Origin of the sequence: Streptomyces sp. NBC_00045 (genome assembly GCF_045041095.1) — a bacterium.
In the GTDB taxonomy this organism is placed as follows: domain Bacteria; phylum Actinomycetota; class Actinomycetes; order Streptomycetales; family Streptomycetaceae; genus Streptomyces.
Genome location: NZ_CP108271.1, coordinates 2,535,619 through 2,559,338, shown reverse-complemented (window position 1 = coordinate 2,559,338; position 23,720 = coordinate 2,535,619). Strand labels below are relative to the sequence as shown.

17 protein-coding genes are annotated in these 23,720 nt (G+C 72.9%); 5 read left to right on the top strand and 12 right to left on the bottom strand.

The window, feature by feature from the left end:
• Nucleotide 1: 1 nt before the first annotated feature.
• Together OHA65_RS12030 and pulA are read left to right on the top strand one after the other, a co-directional pair.
• Nucleotides 2–1,699: a carbohydrate-binding module family 20 domain-containing protein gene (locus OHA65_RS12030; protein ID WP_327283122.1), complete on the top strand. Its 1,698-nt coding sequence runs from the start codon at nt 2–4 to the stop codon at nt 1,697–1,699.
• A gap of 85 nt (nt 1,700–1,784) precedes the next feature.
• On the top strand, nt 1,785–7,127 hold the full coding sequence (gene pulA, locus OHA65_RS12025) for a pullulanase-type alpha-1,6-glucosidase (RefSeq protein WP_405761835.1): 5,343 nt from the start codon (nt 1,785–1,787) through the stop codon (nt 7,125–7,127).
• On the opposite strand, the gene OHA65_RS12020 is transcribed toward pulA, so the two are convergent.
• The 8 genes from OHA65_RS12020 to OHA65_RS11985 form a co-directional block, all read right to left on the bottom strand.
• Entirely contained in the window at nt 7,114–7,650 is a 537-nt protein-coding gene (locus OHA65_RS12020; protein WP_327283121.1) for a GNAT family N-acetyltransferase, read from the bottom strand. The genes pulA and OHA65_RS12020 overlap by 14 nt on opposite strands.
• A gap of 22 nt (nt 7,651–7,672) precedes the next feature.
• A complete protein-coding gene (locus tag OHA65_RS12015; RefSeq protein WP_327283120.1) occupies nt 7,673–8,395 on the bottom strand; it encodes a TetR/AcrR family transcriptional regulator in 723 nt (240 codons plus the stop codon).
• Between the two features lie 30 nt (nt 8,396–8,425).
• Nucleotides 8,426–9,472 carry a PDR/VanB family oxidoreductase gene (locus OHA65_RS12010; protein ID WP_328762526.1) on the bottom strand — a complete coding sequence of 349 codons (1,047 nt, stop codon included), beginning with the start codon at nt 9,470–9,472 and terminating at the stop codon, nt 8,426–8,428.
• A complete protein-coding gene (locus OHA65_RS12005; protein ID WP_405761832.1) occupies nt 9,469–10,365 on the bottom strand; it encodes a metal-dependent hydrolase in 897 nt (298 codons plus the stop codon). Before OHA65_RS12005 ends, OHA65_RS12010 begins: the two co-directional genes overlap by 4 nt.
• Nucleotides 10,366–10,485: 120 nt before the next feature.
• Nucleotides 10,486–11,937 (bottom strand): hypothetical protein, encoded by a 1,452-nt coding sequence (locus tag OHA65_RS12000; protein WP_328762522.1) that lies wholly within the window; start codon nt 11,935–11,937, stop codon nt 10,486–10,488.
• A gap of 154 nt (nt 11,938–12,091) precedes the next feature.
• Nucleotides 12,092–14,035 carry a hypothetical protein gene (locus tag OHA65_RS11995; RefSeq protein WP_371646679.1) on the bottom strand — a complete coding sequence of 648 codons (1,944 nt, stop codon included), beginning with the start codon at nt 14,033–14,035 and terminating at the stop codon, nt 12,092–12,094.
• Between the two features lie 158 nt (nt 14,036–14,193).
• Entirely contained in the window at nt 14,194–14,991 is a 798-nt protein-coding gene (locus OHA65_RS11990; protein ID WP_327283116.1) for a tyrosine-protein phosphatase, read from the bottom strand.
• Between the two features lie 112 nt (nt 14,992–15,103).
• On the bottom strand, nt 15,104–15,706 hold the full coding sequence (locus OHA65_RS11985) for a rhomboid-like protein (protein WP_327283115.1): 603 nt from the start codon (nt 15,704–15,706) through the stop codon (nt 15,104–15,106).
• Nucleotides 15,707–15,861: 155 nt separating this feature from the next.
• Between OHA65_RS11985 and OHA65_RS11980 the strand changes: the two genes are divergently transcribed.
• Together OHA65_RS11980 and OHA65_RS11975 are read left to right on the top strand one after the other, a co-directional pair.
• Nucleotides 15,862–16,491, top strand: coding sequence for a hypothetical protein (locus tag OHA65_RS11980; protein ID WP_405761830.1), 630 nt, complete (start codon nt 15,862–15,864; stop codon nt 16,489–16,491).
• 87 nt (nt 16,492–16,578) lie between these two features.
• Nucleotides 16,579–18,066, top strand: coding sequence for a PepSY domain-containing protein (locus tag OHA65_RS11975; protein WP_327283113.1), 1,488 nt, complete (start codon nt 16,579–16,581; stop codon nt 18,064–18,066).
• Nucleotides 18,067–18,148: 82 nt separating this feature from the next.
• Here OHA65_RS11975 and OHA65_RS11970 read toward each other — a convergent pair whose 3' ends face one another.
• Together OHA65_RS11970 and glnII are read right to left on the bottom strand one after the other, a co-directional pair.
• Entirely contained in the window at nt 18,149–18,772 is a 624-nt protein-coding gene (locus tag OHA65_RS11970) for a winged helix-turn-helix domain-containing protein (RefSeq protein ID WP_327283112.1), read from the bottom strand.
• Between the two features lie 509 nt (nt 18,773–19,281).
• Nucleotides 19,282–20,301, bottom strand: a complete 1,020-nt coding sequence (glnII, locus tag OHA65_RS11965; protein ID WP_327283111.1) for a glutamine synthetase — start codon at nt 20,299–20,301, stop codon at nt 19,282–19,284.
• Nucleotides 20,302–20,537: 236 nt separating this feature from the next.
• On the opposite strand from glnII, the gene OHA65_RS11960 reads away from it, so the two are divergent.
• Nucleotides 20,538–21,467 (top strand): Gfo/Idh/MocA family protein, encoded by a 930-nt coding sequence (locus OHA65_RS11960; protein ID WP_405763399.1) that lies wholly within the window; start codon nt 20,538–20,540, stop codon nt 21,465–21,467.
• Between the two features lie 52 nt (nt 21,468–21,519).
• On the opposite strand, the gene OHA65_RS11955 is transcribed toward OHA65_RS11960, so the two are convergent.
• On the bottom strand, nt 21,520–22,065 hold the full coding sequence (locus OHA65_RS11955; RefSeq protein WP_327283110.1) for a hypothetical protein: 546 nt from the start codon (nt 22,063–22,065) through the stop codon (nt 21,520–21,522).
• Nucleotides 22,066–22,206: 141 nt separating this feature from the next.
• Complete coding sequence (locus OHA65_RS11950) at nt 22,207–23,655, bottom strand: PLP-dependent aminotransferase family protein (protein ID WP_327283109.1); 1,449 nt, start codon at nt 23,653–23,655, stop codon at nt 22,207–22,209.
• Nucleotides 23,656–23,720: the final 65 nt, after the last annotated feature.

Genomic DNA, 23,720 nt, shown 5'->3' with positions numbered 1-23,720 from the left:
CATGCCTGCCAGAGCCGTCAGAGCTGCAACTCTTTTCGCCGCCACCGCACTTGCCGCCGCCGGGCTCGCGGGGCAGGCGCCTCGGGCCGTCGCCGCCGCGCCCGGGGGGAAGGACGTCACCGCCGTGCTCTTCGAGTGGCGGTTCGACTCCGTCGCCAAGGCCTGCACGGATTCTCTCGGGCCGGCCGGGTACGGGTACGTGCAGGTCTCGCCGCCCCAGGAGCACGTCCAGGGGTCGCAGTGGTGGACCTCCTACCAGCCCGTCAGCTATCGGATCGCCGGGCGGCTGGGGGACCGAGCCGCGTTCAAGGCCATGGTCGACACGTGTCACGCGGCCGGAGTGAAGGTCGTCGCGGACTCCGTCATCAATCACATGGCCGCCGGCGACGGCGTCGGGACCGGGGGTTCGTCCTATACCAAGTACGGCTATCCCGGGATCTACTCCGGCGCCGACATGGACGACTGCCGCGTGACCATTTCGAATTACCAGGACCGGGCCAACGTGCAGAACTGCGAGCTCGTGCAGCTGGCCGATCTGGACACGGGCGAGGACTACGTGCGCGGGCGGATCGCCGGGTACCTGAACGACCTGCTGTCGCTGGGCGTGGACGGGTTCCGGATCGATGCCGCCAAGCACATGCCCGCCGCCGACCTCGCCAACATCAAGTCCCGGCTGAGCAATCCGGGGGCGTACTGGAAGCAGGAGGCGATCTACGGGGCCGGCGAGGCCGTCCAGCCCTCCGAGTACCTGGGCAACGGAGACGTGCAGGAGTTCCGCTACGCACGGGACCTCAAGCGGGTCTTCCAGAACGAGAACCTCGCCTACCTGAAGAACTTCGGGGAGGCCTGGGGGTACATGCCGAGCGGGCAGGCCGGGGTGTTCGTCGACAACCACGACACCGAGCGCGGCGGCGACACCCTCAACTACAAGGACGGTTCCGCCTACACGCTGGCCAGCGTCTTCATGCTGGCCTGGCCGTACGGGTCCCCCGACGTGCACTCCGGCTACGAGTGGACCGACAAGGACGCCGGCCCGCCGAACGGCGGCACGGTGAACGCCTGTTACTCCGACGGGTGGAAGTGCCAGCACGCCTGGCGCGAGATCTCCTCCATGGTCGGCTTCCGCAACGCGGCCCGCGGTCAGGCCGTCACCGATTGGTGGGACAACGGCGGCGACCAGATCGCGTTCGGGCGCGGCAACAAGGCGTACGTCGCCATCAATCACGAAGGGGCGGGCCTGACCCGGACCTTCCAGACGTCCTTGGCGGCAGGCGACTACTGCGACGTGCAGAGCGGGCGTACGGTCACCGTGAACTCCACCGGGCAGTTCACCGCCACGCTCGGTGCCGGTACCGCGCTCGCCCTGCACGTGAACGCCCGTACCTGCACCGGCACGCCCGCGAACTCCGCCGGCGCCGCCTTCGCCGTCAACGCCACCACCGTCCCCGGGCAGAACGTATACGTCACCGGGGACCGCGCCGAGCTCGGCAGCTGGAACATCGGCAGCGCCCTCAAGCTCGACCTGGCGGCCTACCCCGTCTGGAAGCTCGACGTGTCCCTGCCGGCCGGAACCGCGTTCTCGTACAAGTACCTGCGCAAGGACGCCGCCGGGAACGTGACCTGGGAGAGCGGGGCCAACCGCACCGCCACCGTCCCGGGGAGCGGCAAGGTCGCGCTGAACGACACCTGGCGCAACTGAAACACCACACCCCACAGACCAGGGCCGCCCGGTGTCCCACCCTGCCATCCACCGGGCGGCCCTCCCGTACACAAGGAGACCCGCCTTGATACGCCCCGCCGCAGGAGTGATCGCCGCCACCTTGGCCGTGACGCTGCTGCCCGCCCTCCCGGCAGCGGCCGCCGCGCCGCCCGCCCCGCCCTCGGACGCCAAACTGGCCGCCGAGCCCGCGCGGCACGACCTGACCCGGGAGCAGTTCTACTTCGTCCTCCCGGACCGGTTCGCGAACGGTGATCCGCGCAACGACACCGGCGGCCTGACCGGTACCCGGCTGGAGACCGGACTGGACCCGACGGACAAGGGCTTCTACCAGGGCGGCGACCTCAAGGGCCTGACCGACCGGCTCGACTACATCAAGGGGCTCGGGACGACGGCCATCTGGATGGCGCCGATCTTCAAGAACCAGCCGGTACAGGGCAAGGGGGCCGATGTCTCCGCCGGCTACCACGGGTACTGGATCACCGACTTCACCCAGGTCGACCCGCATTTCGGCACCAACGCCGATCTGGAGCGCCTGATCGACAAGGCGCACGGGAAGGGGATGAAGGTATTTTTCGACGTCATCACCAACCACACCGCCGATGTCGTCGACTACCGGGAGCAGTCCTACTCCTACCTGTCGAAGGGGGCCTTTCCCTATCTGACGAAGGATGGAGTGCCCTTCGAGGACTCCGACTACGCGGACGGGAAGAAGAAGTTCCCGCGGGTCGACGCCGGTTCCTTTCCACGGACGCCGTTCGTGCCCGAGGAGAAGAAGGGGCTGAAGGCTCCGGCGTGGCTGAACGACCCGACGATGTACCACAACCGGGGCGATTCAACCTTCGCCGGAGAATCCTCCGACCAGGGTGACTTCGTCGGTCTCGACGACCTGTGGACCGAACGCCCCGAGGTCGTCAGCGGGATGGAGAAGATCTACGAGAAGTGGGTCAAGGACTTCGCGATCGACGGCTTCCGCATCGACACGGTCAAGCACGTCAACACCGGGTTCTGGACGCAGTGGGCCACCGCCCTCGACAAGTACGCAGCCCAGCGCGGCCGGAAGAACTTCTTCATGTTCGGCGAGGTCTACTCCGCCGACACCGCCGTCACCTCCCCGTACGTGACGCAGGGGCGGCTCGACGCCACCCTCGACTTCCCGCTGCAGGACGCGATCCGCGCGTACGCCTCCCAGGGCGCGGCGGCCCCGCGGCTCGGCTCCGTACTGGCCGACGACTACCGGTACACCACGGACAAGGCGAACGCGTACGAGCAGGTCACCTTCCTCGGCAACCACGACATGGGCCGCTTCGGGAGTTTCCTGAAGCAGGACCGGCCGGGGGCGGGGGAGCAGGAGCTGCTGGACCGCTACCGGCTCGCCAACGAGTTGATGTTCTTCTCCCGGGGCAACCCGGTGATCTACTCCGGTGACGAGCAGGGCTTCACGGGCGCGGGCGGCGACAAGGACGCCCGGCAGCCGCTGTTCGCCACGAAGGTCGCCGACTACCTGGACGACGACCAGCTGGGAACGGTGCGCACGCATGCGAGCGACGCTTACGATCCGGGACACCCGCTCTACAAGGAGATCAGCGCTCTCTCGAAGCTGACCAAGGACCACCCGGCCCTGCGGGACGGCGTCCAGAGCGAGCGCCTGTCCGACGGATCCGTCTACGCCTTCGCCCGTACCGACACCCGCAGCCGCACCGAGTACCTGGTCGCCGCCAACAACGCCGCCGAGGCCCGGACCGTCGAACTCGACGCCCCGGCCGGCGCCCAGTACCGCACCCTGTACGGCGGCACCGCGCTGATCCGCTCCTCCGCGGCCGGCAAGCTCACCGTCACCGTCCCCGCCCTCGGCTCGGTCGTCCTCCAGGGCATCGCCCCCCTCGCCGCCCCCGCCACCAAGCCCGCCCTGACCCTGAAGGCCCCGGCCCCCGGCGCCACCGGCACCGTCGAGCTGTCCGCCGACGTCACCGGAGGCGGCCTGAACCGGGTCGTCTTCGCCGCCCAGAGCGGCACCGGCCCGTGGCAGGTCCTCGGCACCGCCGACCACGCCCCGTACAAGGTCACCCAGAACGTCACGGTCCCGGCCGGCACGGCCCTGCGCTACAAGGCCGTCGTCGTCGACGCTTGCGGCCGCACCGCGAGCGCCCTCGCCGAGTCCGTCTCCGGCCAGGTCCCGCCCGTCCCCGTCCCCACCGCCACCCAGCGCGACTACGCGGTCGTCCACTACCGGCGCCCCGACGGCGACTACACGAACTGGCGGCTGTACGCCTGGGGCGACCTCGCCGACGGCGAAGCCACGCCGTGGCCCGCCGGACACGACTTCACCGGCCGCGACGCGTACGGCGCCTTCGCCTACGTCCGCCTCAAGCCCGGCGCTTCCTCCATCGGCTACCTCGTCATCGACAAGGACGGCAACAAGGACGTCGCCACCGACCGCACCCTCGACGTGACCAAGAGCGGCGAGGTCTGGCTGGAACAGGGCAAGGAAGCGGCCACCACCGACCGCCCCGCCCAGCCGCCCCAGGACCAGGCCAAGGCCGTCCTGCACTACCAGCGTGCCGACGGCGCCTACGACGGCTGGGGCCTGCACGTCTGGACCGGCGCCGCGACCCCCACCGACTGGTCCAAGCCGCTGGCGCCCGCCCGCACCGACTCCTACGGCGCCGTGTACGAGGTCCCGCTCGCGCAAGGCGCGACCAGCCTCAGCTACATCCTCCACAAGGGCGACGAGAAGGACCTCCCCACCGACCAGTCCCTCGACCTGAAGGCCACCGGCCACGAGGTCTGGATGCTGGGCGGCCGGGCCCCGTACCTCCTCCCGCAGCCCGCCGGCTCCTCCGCAGCCCTGGACCTCACCAAGTCCGAGGCCGTCTGGATCGACCGCGACACCCTCGCCTGGAACGCCCCCGCGGCCGCCGCGTCCGTCCAGCTCCTCGCCTCCCGCGAAGGCACCGTCACCGCGGAGAACGGCGCCCTGCACGCGGACGGCGCGCAGTGGCTGCGCCTCGCCAAGTCCGAGCTCACCGCCGCCCAGAAGCAGAAGTTCCCGCACCTGGCCGGGTACGCCGCGTACACCGTCGACCCGCGTGACCGGGGCCGCGTGCGCGAGGCCCTGCGCGGCCAGCTCGTCGCGAGCGCCCGCGCCGCGAACGGGGCCGTCCTCGCCGCGACCGGCGTCCAGCTCGCCGGCGTCCTCGACGACCTGTACGCGAACACGGCCCCCCTCGGCCCGGTCTTCAAGGACGGCCGTCCCACCCTGTCCGTGTGGGCCCCCACCGCCCGGCAGGTCGCCCTCGAACTCGACGGCCGCACCGTCGCCATGCACCGCGACGACACCACCGGCGTCTGGTCGGTGCGCGGCGAGCGCAGCTGGACGGGCAAGCCGTACCGCTACGACGTGAGCGTGTGGGCCCCGAGCACCCGCCGGATGGTCCGCAACCTCGTCACCGACCCGTACTCCACCGCCCTGACCACCGATTCCACCTACAGCCTCGCCGTCGACCTGGCCGCCCCGAAGCTGGCCCCGCCCGGCTGGCGCAACCTGCACAAGCCCGCGGCCGTCCCCTTCACCTCTGCGCAGATCCAGGAACTCCACATCCGCGACTTCTCGGTCGCGGACCCCACCAGCGCCCACCCCGGCCAGTACCTGGCCTTCACCGACACCGGCTCGGCGGGCATGCAGCACCTGCGCGCTCTGGCCGCGTCCGGCACCTCCTACGTCCACCTGCTGCCCGCGTTCGACATCGGCACGATCCCGGAGAAGGCCTCCGACCGCACCGAACCCGCCTGTGACCTCAAGGTGTACGCGCCGGACTCGCCGGAGCAGCAGGCCTGCGTGGCCGCCGCGGCCGCGAAGGACGCGTACAACTGGGGCTACGACCCGCTGCACTACACGGTCCCGGAGGGCTCGTACGCGAGCGACCCGAACGGCACGGCCCGTACGGTCGAGTTCCGCAGGATGGTCCAGTCGCTGAACGGGGCCGGCCTGCGCACGGTGATGGACGTGGTCTACAACCACACCGTCGCCGCCGGCCAGTCCGACAAGTCGGTCCTCGACCGCATCGTGCCCGGCTACTACCAGCGGCTGCTGGCGGACGGCTCGGTCGCGAACTCCTCCTGCTGCGCCAACACGGCTCCCGAGAACGCCATGATGGGCCGGCTCGTCGTCGACTCGATCGTCACCTGGGCGAAGGAGTACAAGGTCGACGGCTTCCGCTTCGACCTGATGGGCCACCACCCGAAGGCGAACATCCTGGCCGTCCGGGCGGCCCTCGACGCGCTGACCGTCGCCAAGGACGGCGTCGACGGCAAGAAGATCATCCTGTACGGGGAGGGCTGGAACTTCGGCGAGGTCGCGGACGACGCCCGCTTCGTCCAGGCCACGCAGAAGAACATGGCCGGCACCGGCATCGCCACCTTCTCGGACCGTTCGCGCGACGCGGTCCGCGGCGGCGGCCCCTTCGACGAGGACCCGCGCGTCCAGGGCTTCGCCTCCGGCCTGTTCACCGCCCCCAACGCCTCACCCGCGAACGGCACCGCGGAGCAGCAGCGGGCCCGGCTCCTGCACGACCAGGACCTGATCAAGGTCGGGCTGTCCGGCAACCTCGCCTCGTACGCCTTCACGGACACCGCCGGCCGGCCCGTCAAGGGCTCCGAGGTGGACTACAACGGCTCCCCGGCCGGCTACGCGGCGGCCCCCGGCGACGCACTCGCCTACGCCGACGCCCACGACAACGAAACGCTGGCCGACGCCCTCGCGTACAAGCTCCCGCAGGGCACCTCCACCGCCGACCAGGCCCGGATGCAGGTCCTGGCGATGGCCGTCGGCACCCTCTCGCAGGGCCCGTCGCTGTCCCAGGCGGGCACGGACCTGCTCCGCTCCAAGTCCCTCGACCGCAACTCGTACGACAGCGGCGACTGGTTCAACGCCATCCACTGGGACTGCCGCGACGGCAACGGCTTCGGCCGGGGCCTGCCGCCCGCCGCCGACAACGGCTCCAAGTGGCCGTACGCGAAGCCCCTGCTGAGCGGCCGCCCGGCGCCCGGCTGCGCCGACATCACCGGAGCCTCGGCGGCCTACCGCGACCTGCTGCGGATCCGTACGACGGAACGGGCCTTCGCCCTCACCACACCGCAGGCGGTCCAGGCCGCGCTGGCCTTCCCGCTCTCCGGCAAGGACGAGACCCCGGGCGTGATCACCATGACGCTCGGCGACCTGGTGGTGGTCTTCAACGCCACTCCCGCCGCCCAGCCCCAGCGCATCCCGGCCCTCGCGGGCACGGGCTACGCCCTGCACCCGGTCCAGGCGGCCGGCACCGACCCCGCGGTCAAGCAGGCCACCTACGACGCACGGACGGGAGAGTTCACCACCCCGGCCCGCACGGTCGCGGTCTTCACACGACGCTGAGCTGATCCAGCCGCTTCTCCAGCAGGATCACCCCGTACACACGGCCGTCCTTGCCCTCCTTGTGGGGGAACTCCCCGACCACCCGGTAGCCCGCACCCCGGTAGTACGCGAGCAGCCGGGGGTTGGTGGAGACGCAGTCCAGCCGCGCCCGCGGCAATCCTGCCCCGGCTATCCGGCGCTCGGCATGTTCGAGCAGCCGGCGTCCGGCTCCCGCGGGCGCGGTTTCGCGTTCCACCATCAGCCGGTGCACGTAGCCGGCGACCGGCGGTTGCACGCCCCAGGCCTCCTCGTCGGACCACCACAGCTCGTACGCGCCGATGATCCGGCCGTCGCTGTCCCCGGCGAGCCACACCTCGCCCTCGCGCATCTTCGCCAGGAAGTGCGGGGCGTCCTTGTCCCCGGGCTTCCACTGGTCGATCCCGTGCTTGCGCATCCACCGGGCCGCCTGGTCGTACAGGGCCACGAGGGTGGCGGCGTCCTTTTCCACGGCCCGCCGGAACAAGATCCCGTCATCAATGATCACGCGCGTATTATCACGCGGATGATCACCGCGGGGAGGGCACCGCGGGTTCCACCGCCGCCGGGACGAGCGCCCCGAGCCGCCCGACCAGTTCCCCGAACGGGCCGTCGGCCGGCTCGTCGGCGAGGATCCGTCCGAGGATCCCGGCCATCTCCGCGTCGTACGCGGCGCTCACGGCGGCCAGCGCGGCGAAGTCGTGCACCAGCTGGAGCTCCAGCTCGGCCCTCGGGATCCGCCGCCCCTCCAGCCAGATCAGCGCGGTGGATTCCGCCAGCGACACCCACGACCGCACCACGAGTTCGAGGCGCGCCGGCGGCTTCTCGATCCCGATGTGCGTGACGATCTGCTGGTACGCGGCCTGCCGGACCTCGTCGATCATGGCGTTGGCCCGGTTGCTGCCGACGGCCGGGCCGCCCCGCATCAGCGCCGAGAAGCCGGGCCCGTGGTCGTCGACGAACGCGAAGAACCGGCCCATGACCCGCAGCAGCCGCGCCCCGAGCGGCCCCTCCTTCGGCTCCACGAACCGCTGCGCGAGCTCGTCGGCGGCACGCCGCAGGGCGGCCTCGTACAGGCTCAGCTTGCCCGGGAAGTAGTGGTAGACGAGCGGCCGCGATATCCCCGCGGCAGCCGCGATCTCGTCGATCGACACGTCGTCGGGCGACCGGTGGCTGAACAGCTCCAGGGCGACCCCGATCAGCTGCTGCCGCCGCTCCTCGACACCCATCCTGCGCCGCGTCCCGCTTGTCATGCGGACACCCTACTGGGCGCGCGGCAGCGCTCAGAGGTCGAGGACCAGGTGGTCGTCCTTGGCGCGGGAGACGCACAGGAGCATCGAGTCCTCGTGTTCCCCGTCCGTGAGGAGGGTGTCGCGGTGGTCCACCTCGCCCGCGAGGACGCGGTGTTGGCAGGTGCCGCAGAAGCCCTGTTCGCAGGAGTACGGGGTGGTGGGCAGTTCGCGGCGGACCGCGGTGAGTGCGGATTCCTCCGCCGCGACCTCGATCGTGCGGCCCGTGCGGTGGAGTTCCACGGTGAAGGGGCGGGAGGGCCCGGTCGCGGAAGCGGGGGTGAAGCGCTCCAGGTGGACGGCCGAGGGGGCCGGGGCCACCGCCCGGACCGCCTCCATCAGGGGTTCCGGGCCGCAGCAGTAGATCAGGGTGCCGGGGGCGGCGGCGGCCAGCGGGGACAGGTCGGGGAGGCCCGCCTCGTCCTCCGGGACGACGGTCACCCGGGAGCCGTGGGCCGAGAGTTCGGCGAGGAACGGCATCGAGGCCCGGCTGCGGCCGCAGTAGAGGAGGGTCCAGTCCGCGCCCGCCGCCGCTGCCGCGCGCAGCATCGGGAGGACGGGCGTGATGCCTATGCCGCCCGCCACGAACGCGTAGGACCCGGACGGGATCAGCTCGAAGTGGTTGCGCGGCGGCCGGACCGCCAGTTCGGCGCCTTCCGCAAGGAGGGCGTGTGCCTCGCGGGAGCCGCCGCGGCCGTCCTCGATCAGGCGGATCGCGATCGTGTAGCGGCCCGTGTCGGCCGGGTCCCCGCAGAGGCTGTACTGGCGGATCAGGCCCGACGGGAGCCGTACGTCCACGTGCGCGCCCGGGGTCCACTCCGGGAGGTCCGGGGATTCCAGGGCCAGGTGCAGGACGCCGGCCGCGGGCTCCGTGCGGGAGACGATCAGGGTCGGCAGCCAACGGCGCGGGGAGTGGCCGGAGATCGGGGTCTCCAGTGCCGGGAGGGGCCACAGGGGCGAGCGGGCGATGCGCCCGCGCAGGGTGCGGCGGATCAGCAGTGCGGCACCCGCCAGCGCCGCCACCTTCAGGGTGCGGCTCATGCGGTGGCACCGCCGTTCGCGCCGGGGGACGAGGCCAGGTAAGCCACGGCCTGGGCGGTCGAGCCCTCCTGCGACGGGTGGTACGTACGGGAGAGGTACGTCGGGATCGACTTGAGCATCGCGCCCGTCGAGGGCAGCGTGCCCTGCCGGCCCGCGCGGAAGAGCTGGCCGAGGGAGGCCTTGGCGCCGATCAGTTCCGGGTCGTTCTCTATGAAGAAGCGGGCGCCGCGCTGCCACAGGAAGACCAGTGCCGTGAACGCGGTGGCCCAGGTCCGGGTCCGCCGGCGGTAGCCGCCGTCCACGTGCATGAAGAGGTCGAAGGCCACCGAGCGGTGCTCCACCTCCTCCGCGCCGTGCCAGCGCAGCAGGTCGAGCATCACGGGGTCGGCGCCCCGGCGGTCCAGTTCGTCGGCGTTGAGGACCCAGTTCCCGAGGAACGCCGTGTAGTGCTCGATCGCCGCGATCATCGCGACCCGTTCCATGAGCCACCAGTGGCGGGCCTTGCCCGGCGGCAGCGTCCGGTCACCGAGCAGTTTCTCGAAGAGCCAGTCCACCTGCGCCGTGTACGGGGTCGGGTCCAGGCCCAGGCGCTTGAGGTGGGGGAGCACGTCGTCGTGCGCGGCGGCGTGCATGGCCTCTTGGCCGATGAAGCCGACGACGTCCGCGCGCAGCTGCTCGTCCTTGATGTACGGGAGCACCTGTTTGTAGACGTGCACGAACCAGCGCTCGCCCGCGGGCAGCAGCAGGTGCAGCACGTTGATGGTGTGCGTGGCGAACGGGTCGCCGGGCAGCCAGTGGAGCGGGGTGCCCTCCCAGCCGAAGGACACGTTCCGCGCCTTGAGCCCTATGTGTTCCGACGCCACGGGGGCGGGCGCGAGCGGCGTATTAGACATGGTGTCAATGTACTGAGGGGTAGGGGGGAGGAAAACCCCTCTGCGTCCACCACTTCACGCAAGAGTCCCCCGGGCGCGCACGGCGCCCGGGGGACTCGGACCGGTTGCCCGGCCTTGCGGCTAGAGCTCGGCGTGGCCGCTCGCGAGCGCCCACTCGCGGTTGAGGGTGCCCAGCGGGATCTTGCGCTCGAAGAGCGGCGTGCCGAACAGGGAGAGCTGCAGGTGCAGGTTCCCGCTCAGGTCGAAGCCGCCGTACAGCGCCCAGGAGCCGCTGAGGGAGGTCTTGCCGTCGCTGGACGCACTCGCCTTGGCGTCGGCCTCGCCGCGCAGGTAGGGGGCGAAGTCCGCGCTGACGCCGACGGCCCCGTACAGGCCGACGGAGGCCTCGGCACCGAGCGCGCCCTTGACCTTGCCGGAGGCGGTGACGGTCGCCGTGACCGGCGTGCTCTTGACGTTGGACTGGCTGACCGGAGTCCAGCCCTTGCCCAGTGCGTAGCTGCCGCCGACCTTGAAGTCGCCCTTGACGTCCTGCTGGACGTCGAGGGTCACGCGGCCGTCGGCCTCCACCTGGACGTAGCAGGTCAGGTCGAGGTTGACGACGACCGGGACCGGGCCGACCTGGATGACCGGGGCGCTGTGCAGCTTGGCGAAGGGGATCCGCTTGGGCGCCCCGGTGCTCGCGGCCGCGCGGCCCTGGAGCTTCCACTGGGAGGACCAGTCGCCGCTCATGCCGAGGAAGGCGCCGCGCGGGCCGGAGCCGCCGCTGCCGTCGTACGAGAACTCCACCTGCGGGGCGAGCTGGACGAAACCGGAGACCGAGGCGCCGGCCGAGGCGGGGGCGTCGGGGGCGGTGTCGACGGCGGCGTTCACGTCCAGGCGGAGGTTGCCGAGGGGCAGCTTGGCGCTCTGGGGGCCGAACTTCACGCCCCCGGTCTTGGCCCAGGAGAAGGTGACGCCCTTCATCAGGGGCTCGACGGTGACCGACGACGGGTCGACGGGGACCTTGCCGTCGGCCTTGTCGTCGTTCAGGACGGAGGCCAGCGTGGTGGAGGCGGTCTTGACCTCGGTGCCGCGGTCGGTCTTTCCGACGACCTCGGTGACCTTGGCCAGCAGGCCGTTGGGGGCGCCGGGCGCCGGCGCGCTGGCGATGACGTCGCCGACCGCGACGGGCTTGTCGGCGTCGGGGGACTTGCCGGGTTCCGGCTTCTTGCTCGGCTCCGGCTTCTTGCTCGGCGAGGACGAGGACGAGGACGAGGACGAGGAGGACGGGGCGGGCCCCTGCGGGGCCTTGGCTATGACGGCCCGTCCGCTCGCCTGGTCGTACGAGGCGACCTTCAGCGAGGACTGCTGGGTCTTGCCCTTTCCGTCGGCGCGGGCCACGGCGGCCGGTGTGGGCGTCCCCTGCGGTGCCGCGGCCACCTCCAGCTGTGACGTTCCGTCGCCCGTGGGCGCGAGGGTGGCGGGGGCGGCCGCGTCGGCGGGGCCGGTGTGCGGTGACGAGGAGCAGCCGGTGGCGGTGAGCGCCAGTGTGGTGAGGCCGGGCAGCAGAAGACGTCGGGCGAGCAAGCGCACGTGGGTGAACCTTCGGTACGTGAGGGGTGTGGGGGGTTACCGCGAGGTAACCGGAACCCGATCATGCCATGTGTGCACTGCGGCAGTCATGTCCGGATCCCGCCAACTCCCCGGCCGCACTTGACGGTTGAAGATTCACCCACCAGTCATGGCGCTACCGGAGCACCCCCGCCTTCGTACCGTCAGTGAGTTTGCCCGCCAGCTCCACCTGCGCGCCCGCCGGCGCCTTCACCGCCAGCCGGTTGCCGTTCGCCGAACCGTTCACTCCGCCGCCCGTCACCGACAGCGATGCGAACTGGGCGCTGCCCGCCGCCAGCACGTACCACTGGCCCGCCTTCGACTTCCACAGCACGCCCGCCAGCACCCGCGGCTCCCGCGGCCCGCAGGCCGGCGAGCCCTCCGCCTTCGCCGCCTGCGCCGCCAGCGGGGCGCCCGGGGTCAGGAACTGCGCCTGCACCCGGTCTTCCGTGCCCGCCCAGGTGTCCGCCCGGGTGCACAGCCAGGTCGCCGTGCCGTCGCCCTCGGGCAGCGGCTGCTTCGCGTACGTCCAGGCGTTGACGCTGCGGACGCCGTGCGAGCGGACCGACGGCAGCAGGCACGCGATCCGCGACCAGTCGCCGAGCTCCGCACCCTCCGCCACATCGCGCTCCGCACCCGGTGCGCCCGACGTCAGCCGGGCCGGGGTCAGTTCGCCGAGGTCGGTGACCAGCCGGGTGGTGCCGGCGCCGGTCAGGGCCAGCGCGTTCCAGCCGGTGCAACTGCCCGTCGGGGCGGGGCTCGCCACCGGCGGGGTGATCCCGTCCCGACTCGGCTTCAGTGTCGTCGGTGCGTCACCGGGCTTGAGCAGGTCGCGCAGTCCCACGCCGGTGATCCACGGCGCGGTCAGATAGCGGACGTTGCCGTCGACCCGGCTCAGCACCAGCGCGGTCGCGGTGTCCGCCGAGGCGCCGTCGGTCCGGGCGAAGTCGAGGGCGGCGACCGAGGTCCCGGTGCGCGGTTCGGCGTACCGGACCACGCGCAGGCCGTCGTACAGCAGGACCACGACCGCCTGGTCGACGGTGCCCGCGAACAGCAGCTGCGGAGGTCCCATCGGCGGTCCGGGCGGCGTGCCGGGTGTGGCCGAGGCGACCACCGTGGAGCCGGGCCGGGCCCAGACGGCCAGCGCCCGGCGCAGCAGTTCGGCGTCGTCGGTGCGGTCGCCGCGGGCGGGCCAGGTGGAGAAGTCGGTACGGGAGGAGGTGCGCCAGGCGGTGGGTGCGATGCGGACCAGCTTCCCCGGATCCAGGGCCCGTTCCGCCGCCGCGTTGAGCGCGTACGGCGGGGCCGCGGCCCCGTCCGCACCCCAGCCGCCGCCGGGCAGCGCGAGCAGGGCCCCGCACACGGCGAGGGCGGCCCCGGCGGCGAGGGCGGCCCGCGCGAACCGGCGCCGGCGCAGCAGGTCGGTGGGCCGCGCCTGGAGCACGCAGGGATCGAACTCGGGGGAGGCGAACAGGGCGTCGTTCGACGGATCCCCGGATTCCGCGACCGCGGCGGCGGGGTTCGCCACACCCGCCTCGTCGAGCACGCGGAGCACCTCCGGCTCCGGCAGCCGCTCCAGGGCGCGCAGTACGCACGCCGCCCGGCCGGGCCCGTCCAGCGTGGCCAGCCACTGGTCCAGGGCCAGCTCCTCGGCGCCGCCCGAGCGCGGGAACAGCCGCAGCCCCCACACCTGGGGGAGCAGCGGAGGCAACTGTGCCCGCCGGGGCAGCGCCCGGAAGGTCAGCGGGATCCCGGCCTCCAGGGCGGCGCGCAGCACCCGCAGTCGGACGTACGCGTACCCCGACTCGGCGGACGCGGTCCCGCGCTGGCCCGGAACCCCGCCCTGCACGGCGGCCGCGGCGGCGGCATCCGCGCCGGCGCCGCGCCGCCCGCGCGGCAGTGCCCGCTGGGCCAGCGAATGCGCGGTGAGCACCCGCCGGTTGCGGCCGAGGGCGGGCGGCAGCACCAGATAGGCGAGCCGCACCAGCCGCGGGTAGTGCTCGACGATGGCGGCCTCGGCCAGCTCGACGTCGGGCGGCACGGGAGACGGGGGGCGGGTGGCGGTATCCGGCGCAGTCACGTTCAGCAGAACGAGCGAATCGTCGGATGGTCACCCGCCCCCAGGTCACACGTTCGGGTCGAATGCCGGTCGCAGGCGGGCCTCAGCGGGCCTCAGCGGGCCTCAGCGGGCTTCGGCGGCCCGGAGGGACCGGGATCGGGGTGGGCCCGGGGGTCGGGTCAGGCCGTCAGGCGGACGCGCATCGCCTCGACCGTGTCGTCGGGGACGCCGAGACCCTCGCGCACGTACTTCTCCATCGAGCCGTAGCGCGTGTTCACCTCGTGGAGCGCGGCCTCCAGGTACTCGGGGAAGACCCCGATCAGGCCCAGCGCGATGTCCGGGTCGCCGCCGGCCATGGTGAAGCCCTCGATCATCCGGGCGAAGGCCTGCTTGACCGCCGGATTGACGGAGAGGTACTCGGCCATCAGGGTCTCGTCGTCCGCGCCGAGCAGGGACAGGACGACGGTCGCGCCCCAGCCCGTACGGTCCTTGCCGGCCGTGCAGTGGAACAGCAGCGGGCCCGCCTGCGGGTCCGCGAGCTCGGAGAGCAGGGTCCGGTACGCGGCCTGCGCGGAAGCGGTCGACACGAAGGACCGGTAGGTGTCGGCGAACAGTGCCTGCACCTTGCCGCCGCCCAGGTGCTCCTGCGCCATCGCCGGGTCGGACAGCAGGTCCTTGAGCTGCGTGGCGGCCGGGATCTTCCCGGAGCGCAGCTTGTCGGCGAGGACGTCGTGGACGAGGAGGCGGGCGCCGTCCGGTATCCGGTCCGGGTGGGCGCCGCGCTCGGCGTCCGTGCGGAAGTCGATGACCGTGCGCAGGCCCAGCGCGGCCACGACCGGGTCGGCGTCGACGTCGAGCCGGTCGAGCTGGCCGGAGCGCAGGACCAGGCCGGGGCGCACGGTGCGGCCGCCGGAGAGGGGGGTGCCGCCGAGGTCGCGGAGGTTGGCGACGGTGGTGGAGGGGGTGGTGGTGGTCATCGTGGCGGCTCCAGCGGTGTGCGTACGGCGCGGGCGGTGCGGGTGGGGCGGGTAGTACGGGTAGTGCCGGTGGGGCGGGTAGTGCCGGTGATGTGGTGCAGATCGGATGTATTCACCCGATTTTCTGATGTTTCGGGCCGGATAGGCAATCGAGAGCGAGCGAGAGGCCGACCCCGATCCCCAGCGCCGCAAGGTGCCCGGCGTCCGTGAAGGTCCGCTCCCGCTTCAACACGGGCCCTGCGGCGAGCGTCAGCAGCCCGACCCGGGCGGCCGTGCGGACCGGCCCGCGCGGCAGCGCGGAGGTCAGCGCACCGAGCACGGCGTTGAAGCCGTAGCTGGTCCCCACGTCCAGGGCCCGCCGGGTGGCCGGATCGGCGGTCCGGCGCAGCCCGCCGTGGACGAGGAGCGTCGCCGCGGCGTGCCCGAACAAGAACGCCGCGGCCGTCCACCAGGCCCCGTACGCGTACTCCGCGTACCCGAGGACCGCGACGAGCAGCAGCGCGTACGGCAGCGGCATCGGCTCCTCGACGACGAACGCGCTGCTCAGCAGGGTCTCCCAGCGGCCGGCGACGAGGTTGTCGACATTCGTCGAGCAGCCCCGCAGCACCCGGTCCCGCTCCGCCGCCCCCAGTCGCTCCAGGGCGTACGCGCCGAGCTGGACCCCGCCCGCATACACCACGCCGAGGGTCGGCGGCGGCCAGAGCAGTGATTTCATCGGATCATGATCGGATACGACCCCCGGGCTGGTGGAACCGGGGCCCGTGCGAGCATGTTTCAGCCATGCCAGGAACCCCCGCGCCGCTACGCGCCACACGGGCCGCGATGTTCGCGGCGGTGTGCACCGCATTGGGCGCTCTGGGGCATTCGTACATGTCTGACACCGATATTCCCCTGATAGCCCTTCTGGGTGCTTTCGGGGTGACCGGCGGGCTCGCGTGGCTCGGAGCCGGGCGCCGCCGCGGACCCGTCGGGATCGGCGCGGCACTGCTCGCCGTCCAGGGCGTACTGCACCTGTTCTTCTCCGCCGGCCAGGCCGGGCACGCGGGCCACTCCGCCCGGTCCGCGCCCATGGCCGGGCACCACCGGATGGCGGGCATGGGCGGCATGGCCGACATGCACGGCACGGCTGAGGCGGGCGGGATGGCCGACATGGCCGACATGGCCCACATGGCCGGGCACGGCGGCCCCGGCATGGTCGCCGCGCACGTCCTCGCCGGTCTGTTCTGCGCCGTCTGGCTCGCGCGGGGCGAGGCCGCCGTGTTCCGCCTGGCCGCCGTCCTCGGCGCCGCCGCGCTGCTCGCGGCCCGGCCGATCGCCCGCGCGATCGCACTGGTGCGGGCCCGCGTGGCCGCCGTACCGCCGCCGCCCGCGCCGCGGCCCTCGTACGAACCCCCGCGCAGGCTGCGCGGGGCCGTGCCCGCGCACGCCCTGGTGCGCCGCGGTCCGCCCGGGCGGCGAGACACCCGCGCCACGGCCCCCGGCCGTCCTGCCTGCGCCTGACCGGCGCACCTCCCTCATCGGCGAGGGGGCGAGACCCGGGGCCCGATCACCCATGTCTTCGCCAACAGGCCAACACCTAGGACACACATGTCCCTCGAAGAGGTCCAGGACGTCCGCACCCCGGACGCCACCACCGACATTCCGGCCGCGGCAACCGCACCCGCCGGTTCCGCCGCACCCGCCAAGTCCGGCACCTGGGCGGCCCTGCGGCCGCTGCTCCTGCGCATGCACTTCTACGCCGGAATCCTGATAGCCCCGCTGCTGTTCCTCGCCGCCGCCACCGGCCTGCTGTACGCCGGCTCCTGGCAGGCCGAGAAGATCATCTACTCCGACGAGCTGACCGTCACCGAGGTCCGCGGAAGCGCACTGCCGCTCAGCGCCCAGGTCACGGCCGCCCGGGGCACCGTCCCCGAGGGCAAGGTCGTGGGCGTGTGGCCCGCGCCCGACGCCGAGGCGACCACCCGCGTGATCATGGAGGCCCCGGGGCTGGAGGAGGGCCAGACCCGCACCGTCTTCGTGGATCCGTACACGGGTCACGTCAACGGAACGCTGACCACCGAAGGCGACGCGCTGCCGCTGCGCGCCTGGCTCAGCGAGTTCCACTCCAGCCTCCAGCTGGGCGAGTTCGGCCGGAACTACAGCGAACTCGCCGCGAGCTGGCTGTGGGTCGTCGCACTCGGCGGCCTCGCCCTGTGGATCGGCCGCCGCCGCTCCCGCAAGGCCCTGTTGGTCGTGCCCGACCGCGCCGCCACCGGGCGCCGCAAGACCCTCTCCTGGCACGGGGCCGTCGGCATCTGGGCCGTCACCGGACTCGTCGCCCTCTCCGCCACCGGCCTGACCTGGTCGAAGTACGCGGGCGAGAACATCGGGCAGCTCCAGGACCGGCTCGGCGGCGCCACCCCCTCCGTGTCCGCCGCCCTCGCCCCCGGTTCGGACTCCGGCTCCGACGCGCACGCCGGGCACACCGGGCACGCCATGCCCGACGGCACGGAGATGCCCGCGACGCCGCCCACCGCGGACATCGGCATCGACAAGGCCGTGGCCGCCGCCCGCGCCGCCGGGGTCAACGAAGAGCTCCGCATCACCCTGCCCGCCAAGGGCAACGGCTACGTGATCAAGGAGCAGGACAAGCAGCTGCCGGTGCACCTCGACTCCGTCTCCGTCGACCCCGCCGACGGCCGGATCATCGACGAACTGCGCTTCGCCGACTACCCCGTCCTCGCCAAGCTGACCCGCTTCGGCATCGACCTGCACATGGGGAAGACCCTCGGCCTCGCCAACCAGATCGCGCTCGCCGCGCTCGCCGTCGCGGTGATGTTCCTGGTGTTCTGGGGCTACCGGATGTGGTGGCTGCGCCGACCCACCAAGGACCGCGCCCTCTCGGCCGGCCGGGCCCAGCCGCGCGGAGCCTGGCGCAAGGTGCCGCTGACCCTGCTGCTCCCGCTCGCCGCCGTGACCGCCGTGGTCGGGTGGTTCGTACCGCTGCTCGGCATCAGCCTGGTCGCGTTCCTGGCGGTCGACGTGCTGCTGGGTGCGGTCGCGGCGCGCCGCGCCGGGGCGGCCGGCACCGCCTGACCCGGACGGTCCGGCCCCGACGGCCCGGTGGGCCCGTACTCCCTCGCGGAGTACGGGCCCACCGGCGTACGTCGTGCCGTGCTCAGGGCGCGTACTTGTAGCCCACGCGGCGCACGGTCTGGATCGCGCCGCGGTGTGCCGCGCCCAGCTTGCGGCGCAGGCGGGCGACGTGGACGTCCACGGTCCGGCCGTCGCCGACGTGGCCGTAGCCCCACACCGTGGTCACCAGCTGGTCCCTGCTGTGCACCCGGTGCGGGTGCGCCACCAGGTGGGCCAGCAGCTCGAACTCCAGGTAGGTCAGGTCGAGTACGCGGCCGTCGACCTCGGCGGTGCGCTGCGCCGCGTCGATGCGGACGAGTTCGTCCCCGGTGGTGGGCGCAGCGCTCGTGGTGGCCGCGGCACCGCGGGAGGCGGCCGGCGCGGGAACGGACTGCGGGGCGAAGGCGATCGGCGGCTGCTGGTCCGCGGACCCGGCCGGTACGAGGACCAGGTAGCCGATCATCGGCGGCTGGCCCGGCAGCGTGGGCAGGGTGTGCTGCGGCGCGGGCAGCCAGGTGGCGCCGGGCGGCAGGAGGTCGACCACGCGGGCGACCTCGTTGCGGTCCACGGCGCGCAGCCGGTGGCGCGGACTGGGCGGATAGGAGAGGGGCGCGCTCGCAGCGGTCGCGGCGGAAGCGGCAGAGGTCAGGGAACGGGAGTGAGACATGAGTGGTCAGCTCTTTCACGCGGAGTGGTCGGCAGGAGACGTACGTACGTCAACGCGTACCGCGCAGACCGAAGGCCTCGGCGGGGGACGTCCGGTGGGAGGTCCCGGAAGGCTTTAGAGGGCCGGCGCGTTCTTCGCGCGGCAACACACCCGGTCGAAATCGTGGTGCTGACGGGAGGGCCAGAACGGTTCGAGGTCGCTGCGACCGTTCGAGGTGTGCGAGTGGCTGGCCATGCGCCCATTGAATCAGATGCGGCGGTTGCGGGGCAGGCCCCGTCTCAATTGCTGGAGCGGAATCTCAAATTCCGCGAGAACATCTCCAGTGGACCTCCGGTAACCCGGACAAACCGTCACCCGGCATGCCTCGTCGGCCCGTCCGGACCGGCGCCCCGTATCGCATGCTGGTCAACAGTGTGGACGCAGGGCGGGCTCGGGCCAGGAACGCGGCGGCGCCCGCCGGGCCACGGGGGCTCGGCGGGCGCCGTGCGTCGCGCAGTGGGGGCCGGGTGCTAGACCAGGCCCTCCTTCTTCAGGCTCGCGCAGCAGGTGTCCGTGATGAGACGGGTCACCACGTACGGGTCCACGTTGGCGTTCGGGCGGCGGTCCTCGATGTAGCCCTTGCCGTCCTTCTCCACCTGCCACGGGATGCGGACCGAGGCGCCGCGGTCGGACACGCCGTAGCTGAACTCGTTCCACGGGGCGGTCTCGTGCAGACCCGTCAGGCGCTCGTCGATGCCGGCGCCGTAGTTCTTGACGTGGTCCAGGGGCTTGCTGCCCTCGCCCAGCGACTCGCACGCGGTGATGATGGCGCGGTAGTCCTCGCGCATCGCCTTCGTCGAGAAGTTGGTGTGCGCGCCCGCGCCGTTCCAGTCGCCCTTCACCGGCTTCGGGTTCAGCGTCGCCGAGACGTTGAAGTCCTCGGCGGTGCGGTACAGCAGCCAGCGCGCGATCCACAGCTGGTCCGAGACCTCCAGCGGGCCGACGGGGCCGACCTGGAACTCCCACTGGCCGGGCATGACCTCGGCGTTGATGCCGGAGATGCTCAGGCCCGCCGCGAGGCAGTGGTCCAGGTGCTTCTCGACGATGTCGCGGCCGAAGATCTCGTCCGAGCCGACTCCGCAGTAGTAGCCGCCCTGCGCGGCGGGGAAGCCGCCCACCGGGAAGCCGAGCGGCCGGATGCCGTCGAAGAAGGTGTACTCCTGCTCGATGCCGAAGATCGGCTCCTGGTCCGCGAACTGCTCGGCGATCGGGCGCAGCAGGGCGCGGGTGTTCGACTCGTGCGGGGTCATGTCGATGTTCATGACCTCGCAGAGCACGAGGAGGTTGTCGCCGCCGCGGATCGGGTCCGGGCAGGAGAACACCGGCTGGAGCACGCGGTCGGAGGCGTGGCCCTCGGCCTGGTTGGTGCTCGATCCGTCGAAGCCCCAGATCGGCAGCGCGTCGCCGTCGGCCAGGATCTTCGTCTTGGAGCGCAGCTTCGCCGTCGGCTCGGTGCCGTCGATCCAGATGTACTCAGCCTTGTAGCTCACGGGCCCCATCCTTCGGTGCGTCGCTCCGGCGCAGACTCTGCGGGTGCTGCGTTCGCGGTGCTGCGATGTCGTTGCGGTGTGGACCGCAGCGTGCCCGCTCGCGATTTCTCTACCGTTGCCCATGTGTGAACCCCGTGTTACCGAGGTTTACGCCGCAGGTCGAGCGGGTTGTGCGGGTTGGTCGCAGCACGCCCGTCCGAGTGGGGCAGACTGAGCAGGTGAGCATTTCGTACGATTTGACTTCGACCGGTGGCCCCACGGACTCCTCCCGCCTGCCGGCCCGCCCCCGGGTCGGCCTGCTGGGCACCGGCCCCTGGGCCCAGCGCACCCATGCCCCAGCCCTCGCCGCGCACTCCGGCTCCGACTTCGCCGGAGTGTGGGGACGGCGCCCCGAAGCGGCCGCCGAGCTGGCCGACGCGTACGGCGTGAAGGTGTACGAAGACCCCGACGCGCTGTTCGCCGATTGTGACGTCGTTGCCTTCGCCCTGCCGCCGGACGTACAGGCTCCGCTCGCCGTGCGCGCCGCCGCCGCGGGCCGCCACCTGCTCCTCGACAAGCCCGTCGCCACGACCACCCGGGACGCCCGCGCCGTGGCCGACGCCGCCGCCCGGCACGGCGTCGCCTCCGTCGTCTTCCTCACCCTCCGCTTCGCCGAGCCCGCCGCCGGCTGGGTCGCCGAGCAGGCCGCCCGCTCCGGCTGGTTCACCGCGAGCGCCCACTGGCTCGGCGCCGTCTTCCCGCCCGACGGTGCGCCCAGCGCGTACGCCGCCTCGCCCTGGCGCAAGGACAAGGGCGGGCTCTGGGACGTCGGCCCGCACGCCCTGTCCGTCCTGATCCCGGTCCTGGGCGACGTCACGTCCGTCACCGCCGCCCGCGGGCCGTCCGACGTGGTCCAGCTCGTCCTGCGGCACGCGTCGGGCGCCGCCAGCACCGCCGTGCTCAGCCTGGGCGCGCCGGCCGCGGCGGCCGGGGTGGGGCTGGAACTGCGCGGGGCCGAAGGGGTGTTCTCGCTGCCCAACTGGACCGATGTGCCCGGGGCGTACGGGCGCGCCCTGGACGCGCTGGTCACCGCCGCCCGGACCGGGGTGGCGGACCCGCGCGACGCGGAGTTCGCGGCCCGGCTGACGCAGATCCTGGCGGAGGCCGAGGAGCAGCTGCCGGCCTGAGGCCGATCCCCGGCCGGGGGCGGCCCATGGCCCGGGCGCGGCGCCCGGCCGGCTACTTGATGACGGCGTTGGCCACGATGATCACGAGACCGATGGTGGCGTCCGCCATGCCGATGAGCAGGGCCGGGCCGAGCCGGTAGCCGACGCGGAGCGCCACGAAGGACCCCCAGGCGAACAGCAGCGCGGTGTTCAGGCCGAGCCCGACGGCGGTCACCCCGGGGGAGTCCCAGTGGGCGAGCCCGGCGAAGACCAGCAGCAGGACGGTGGGAAGGGTGGCCACGATCATCGGCCACTCGTTCCACAACGCCCGCACGAGCGCCCGCCACCTGTGGGCGGCGGATCCGGCCGGGTGGCCGGCCATGTGGTGCGAGTAGCCGTGCGCGAGGGCGGCCGCACCGGCGGTCACCAGTACCCAGGTGGCGTCGTAGAACGGGGTGTACTCGCCGCCCGCCCGATCGAGCGCGGCCAGCAGGCCGGACGCGAGCACGGTCCCGTAGACCCCGCCGAACATCCAGTCGGCACCCCGGCGCGCGGCGGGGCGCGACCCCGTGGGCGGCAGTCGGGGCAGGAGTTGCTGCTGGTCCTTCGTGTCGGTCATCGCCGTCCCTCGGTGTGGTACATCCCTTTTCCTATGGTCTACACCATATGGGGCGAGGTGTGAGGGCGAGATGAGGGCCCGGGCGCGCGGCCCCCGCGACGGGTGTCGACGGTGGTCGGGCGCCGCCCCGGCCACCCGGCGCTACGGCCGTGGCGCGGCCACGGAACCCACCGCAGCCGCCAGTGCCTCCACCGCCCGACCGAACGCCGCTTCCGGCGGCGCCGCGTACCCCACCACCAGCCCCTCCCTGCCCCCTCCCGCCCCCGCCGCGGCGGGGTGCCGGTACCCCGAGAGGCCGTCCAGGGCCAGGCCCGCCGCCCGGGCCGCCCCCAGCGCCGCGGCCTCCGTACCCGGCGGGAGCTCCAGGACCGCGTGCAGACCCGCCGAGATGCCCGTCACCCGCAACTGCGGGGCCCGGGAGGCCAGCGCGGACACCAGCTGGTCGCGACGGTCGCGGTAGCGGTGGCGCATGCGGCGGATGTGGCGGTCGTAGGCGCCGCACTCGATGAAGTCGGCCAGTGCCAGCTGGTCCAGGGCGCTCGCCCAGGATTCCCGCAAGCCCTTCGCCGCGAGGACCCGCTCGACCAGGTGGTCCGGCAGCACCAGCCAGCCCAGGCGGACCGCGGGGGAGAGGGACTTGCTCAGCGAGCCCGCGTAGACGACGTGCCCGGGGGCTAGCCCCTGGACCGCGCCGACCGGTTTGCGGTCGTAGCGGAACTCCCCGTCGTAGTCGTCCTCCACGATCAGGGAGCCCGTCGTACGGGCCCACTCCACGGCGGCGGCACGCCGCGCCGGGAGCAGCCGGGCCCCCGTCGGGAACTGGTGGGCCGGGGTCAGCAACAGCGTGCGCGCCCGGGCCGGGACCGCGTCCGTAAGGGCGCCGTCCTCGTCGACGGCCACGGGGTGCGGGCGGACCCCGGCGGCTTCGAGGATGCCGTGGTGGAAGGGGAGTCCGTACTCCTCCACGGCCCAGTCGCGGGGCCGTAGCGACGCGAGGAGCCGCAGGCCGTTCGCGAAGCCGGAGCACACCACGATGTTCCCCGGGTCGGTACGCACGCCCCGGGCCCGGGACAGGTACGCGGCCAGTGCCCGCCGCAGCTCCGGGCGGCCCCGGGGATCGCCGGGCCCGAAGGCTTCGGTGGGAGCCTCGGCCAGGGCCCGCCGGGCACTCGCGGACCAGGCGCCCCGCGGGAAGGAGGCGGGGTCGGGCTTGCCCTGGAGCAGGTCGTGCCGCGGCCCCTCCGGGACGGCCGCGGCCGGCGCCGCCGGGGTGGTGGCGACGGCGACCCCCTCGGCGACGCGGGTGCCGGAGCCCTGCCGGGCGGTGAACCAGCCCTCGGCCACCAGCTCGGCGTACGCGTCGGCGACGGCGTTGCGGGCCAGCCCGAGGTCGGCGGCCAGCGCCCGGTACGGCGGCAGTCGGGTCCCCCCGACGAGCCGGCCGCTGCGCACGGCGTCCCGCAGGGCCCGGGCCAGGGCGGCCCGCCGGGCACCGTGCGCGGGGAGCTCAAGGTGCAGATCGGCCCCGCCGGAGCCGCTGCCCGGATCGGTGCCCGTGGCGGACGCGGGGGCGGTGTCGTCGGACGTCATACGGGGAGCGTAGGCGGCCGTCCCCGCGCGTCGGCGGGCGATCAGCGGGCCGTCCGCGCAGGTCG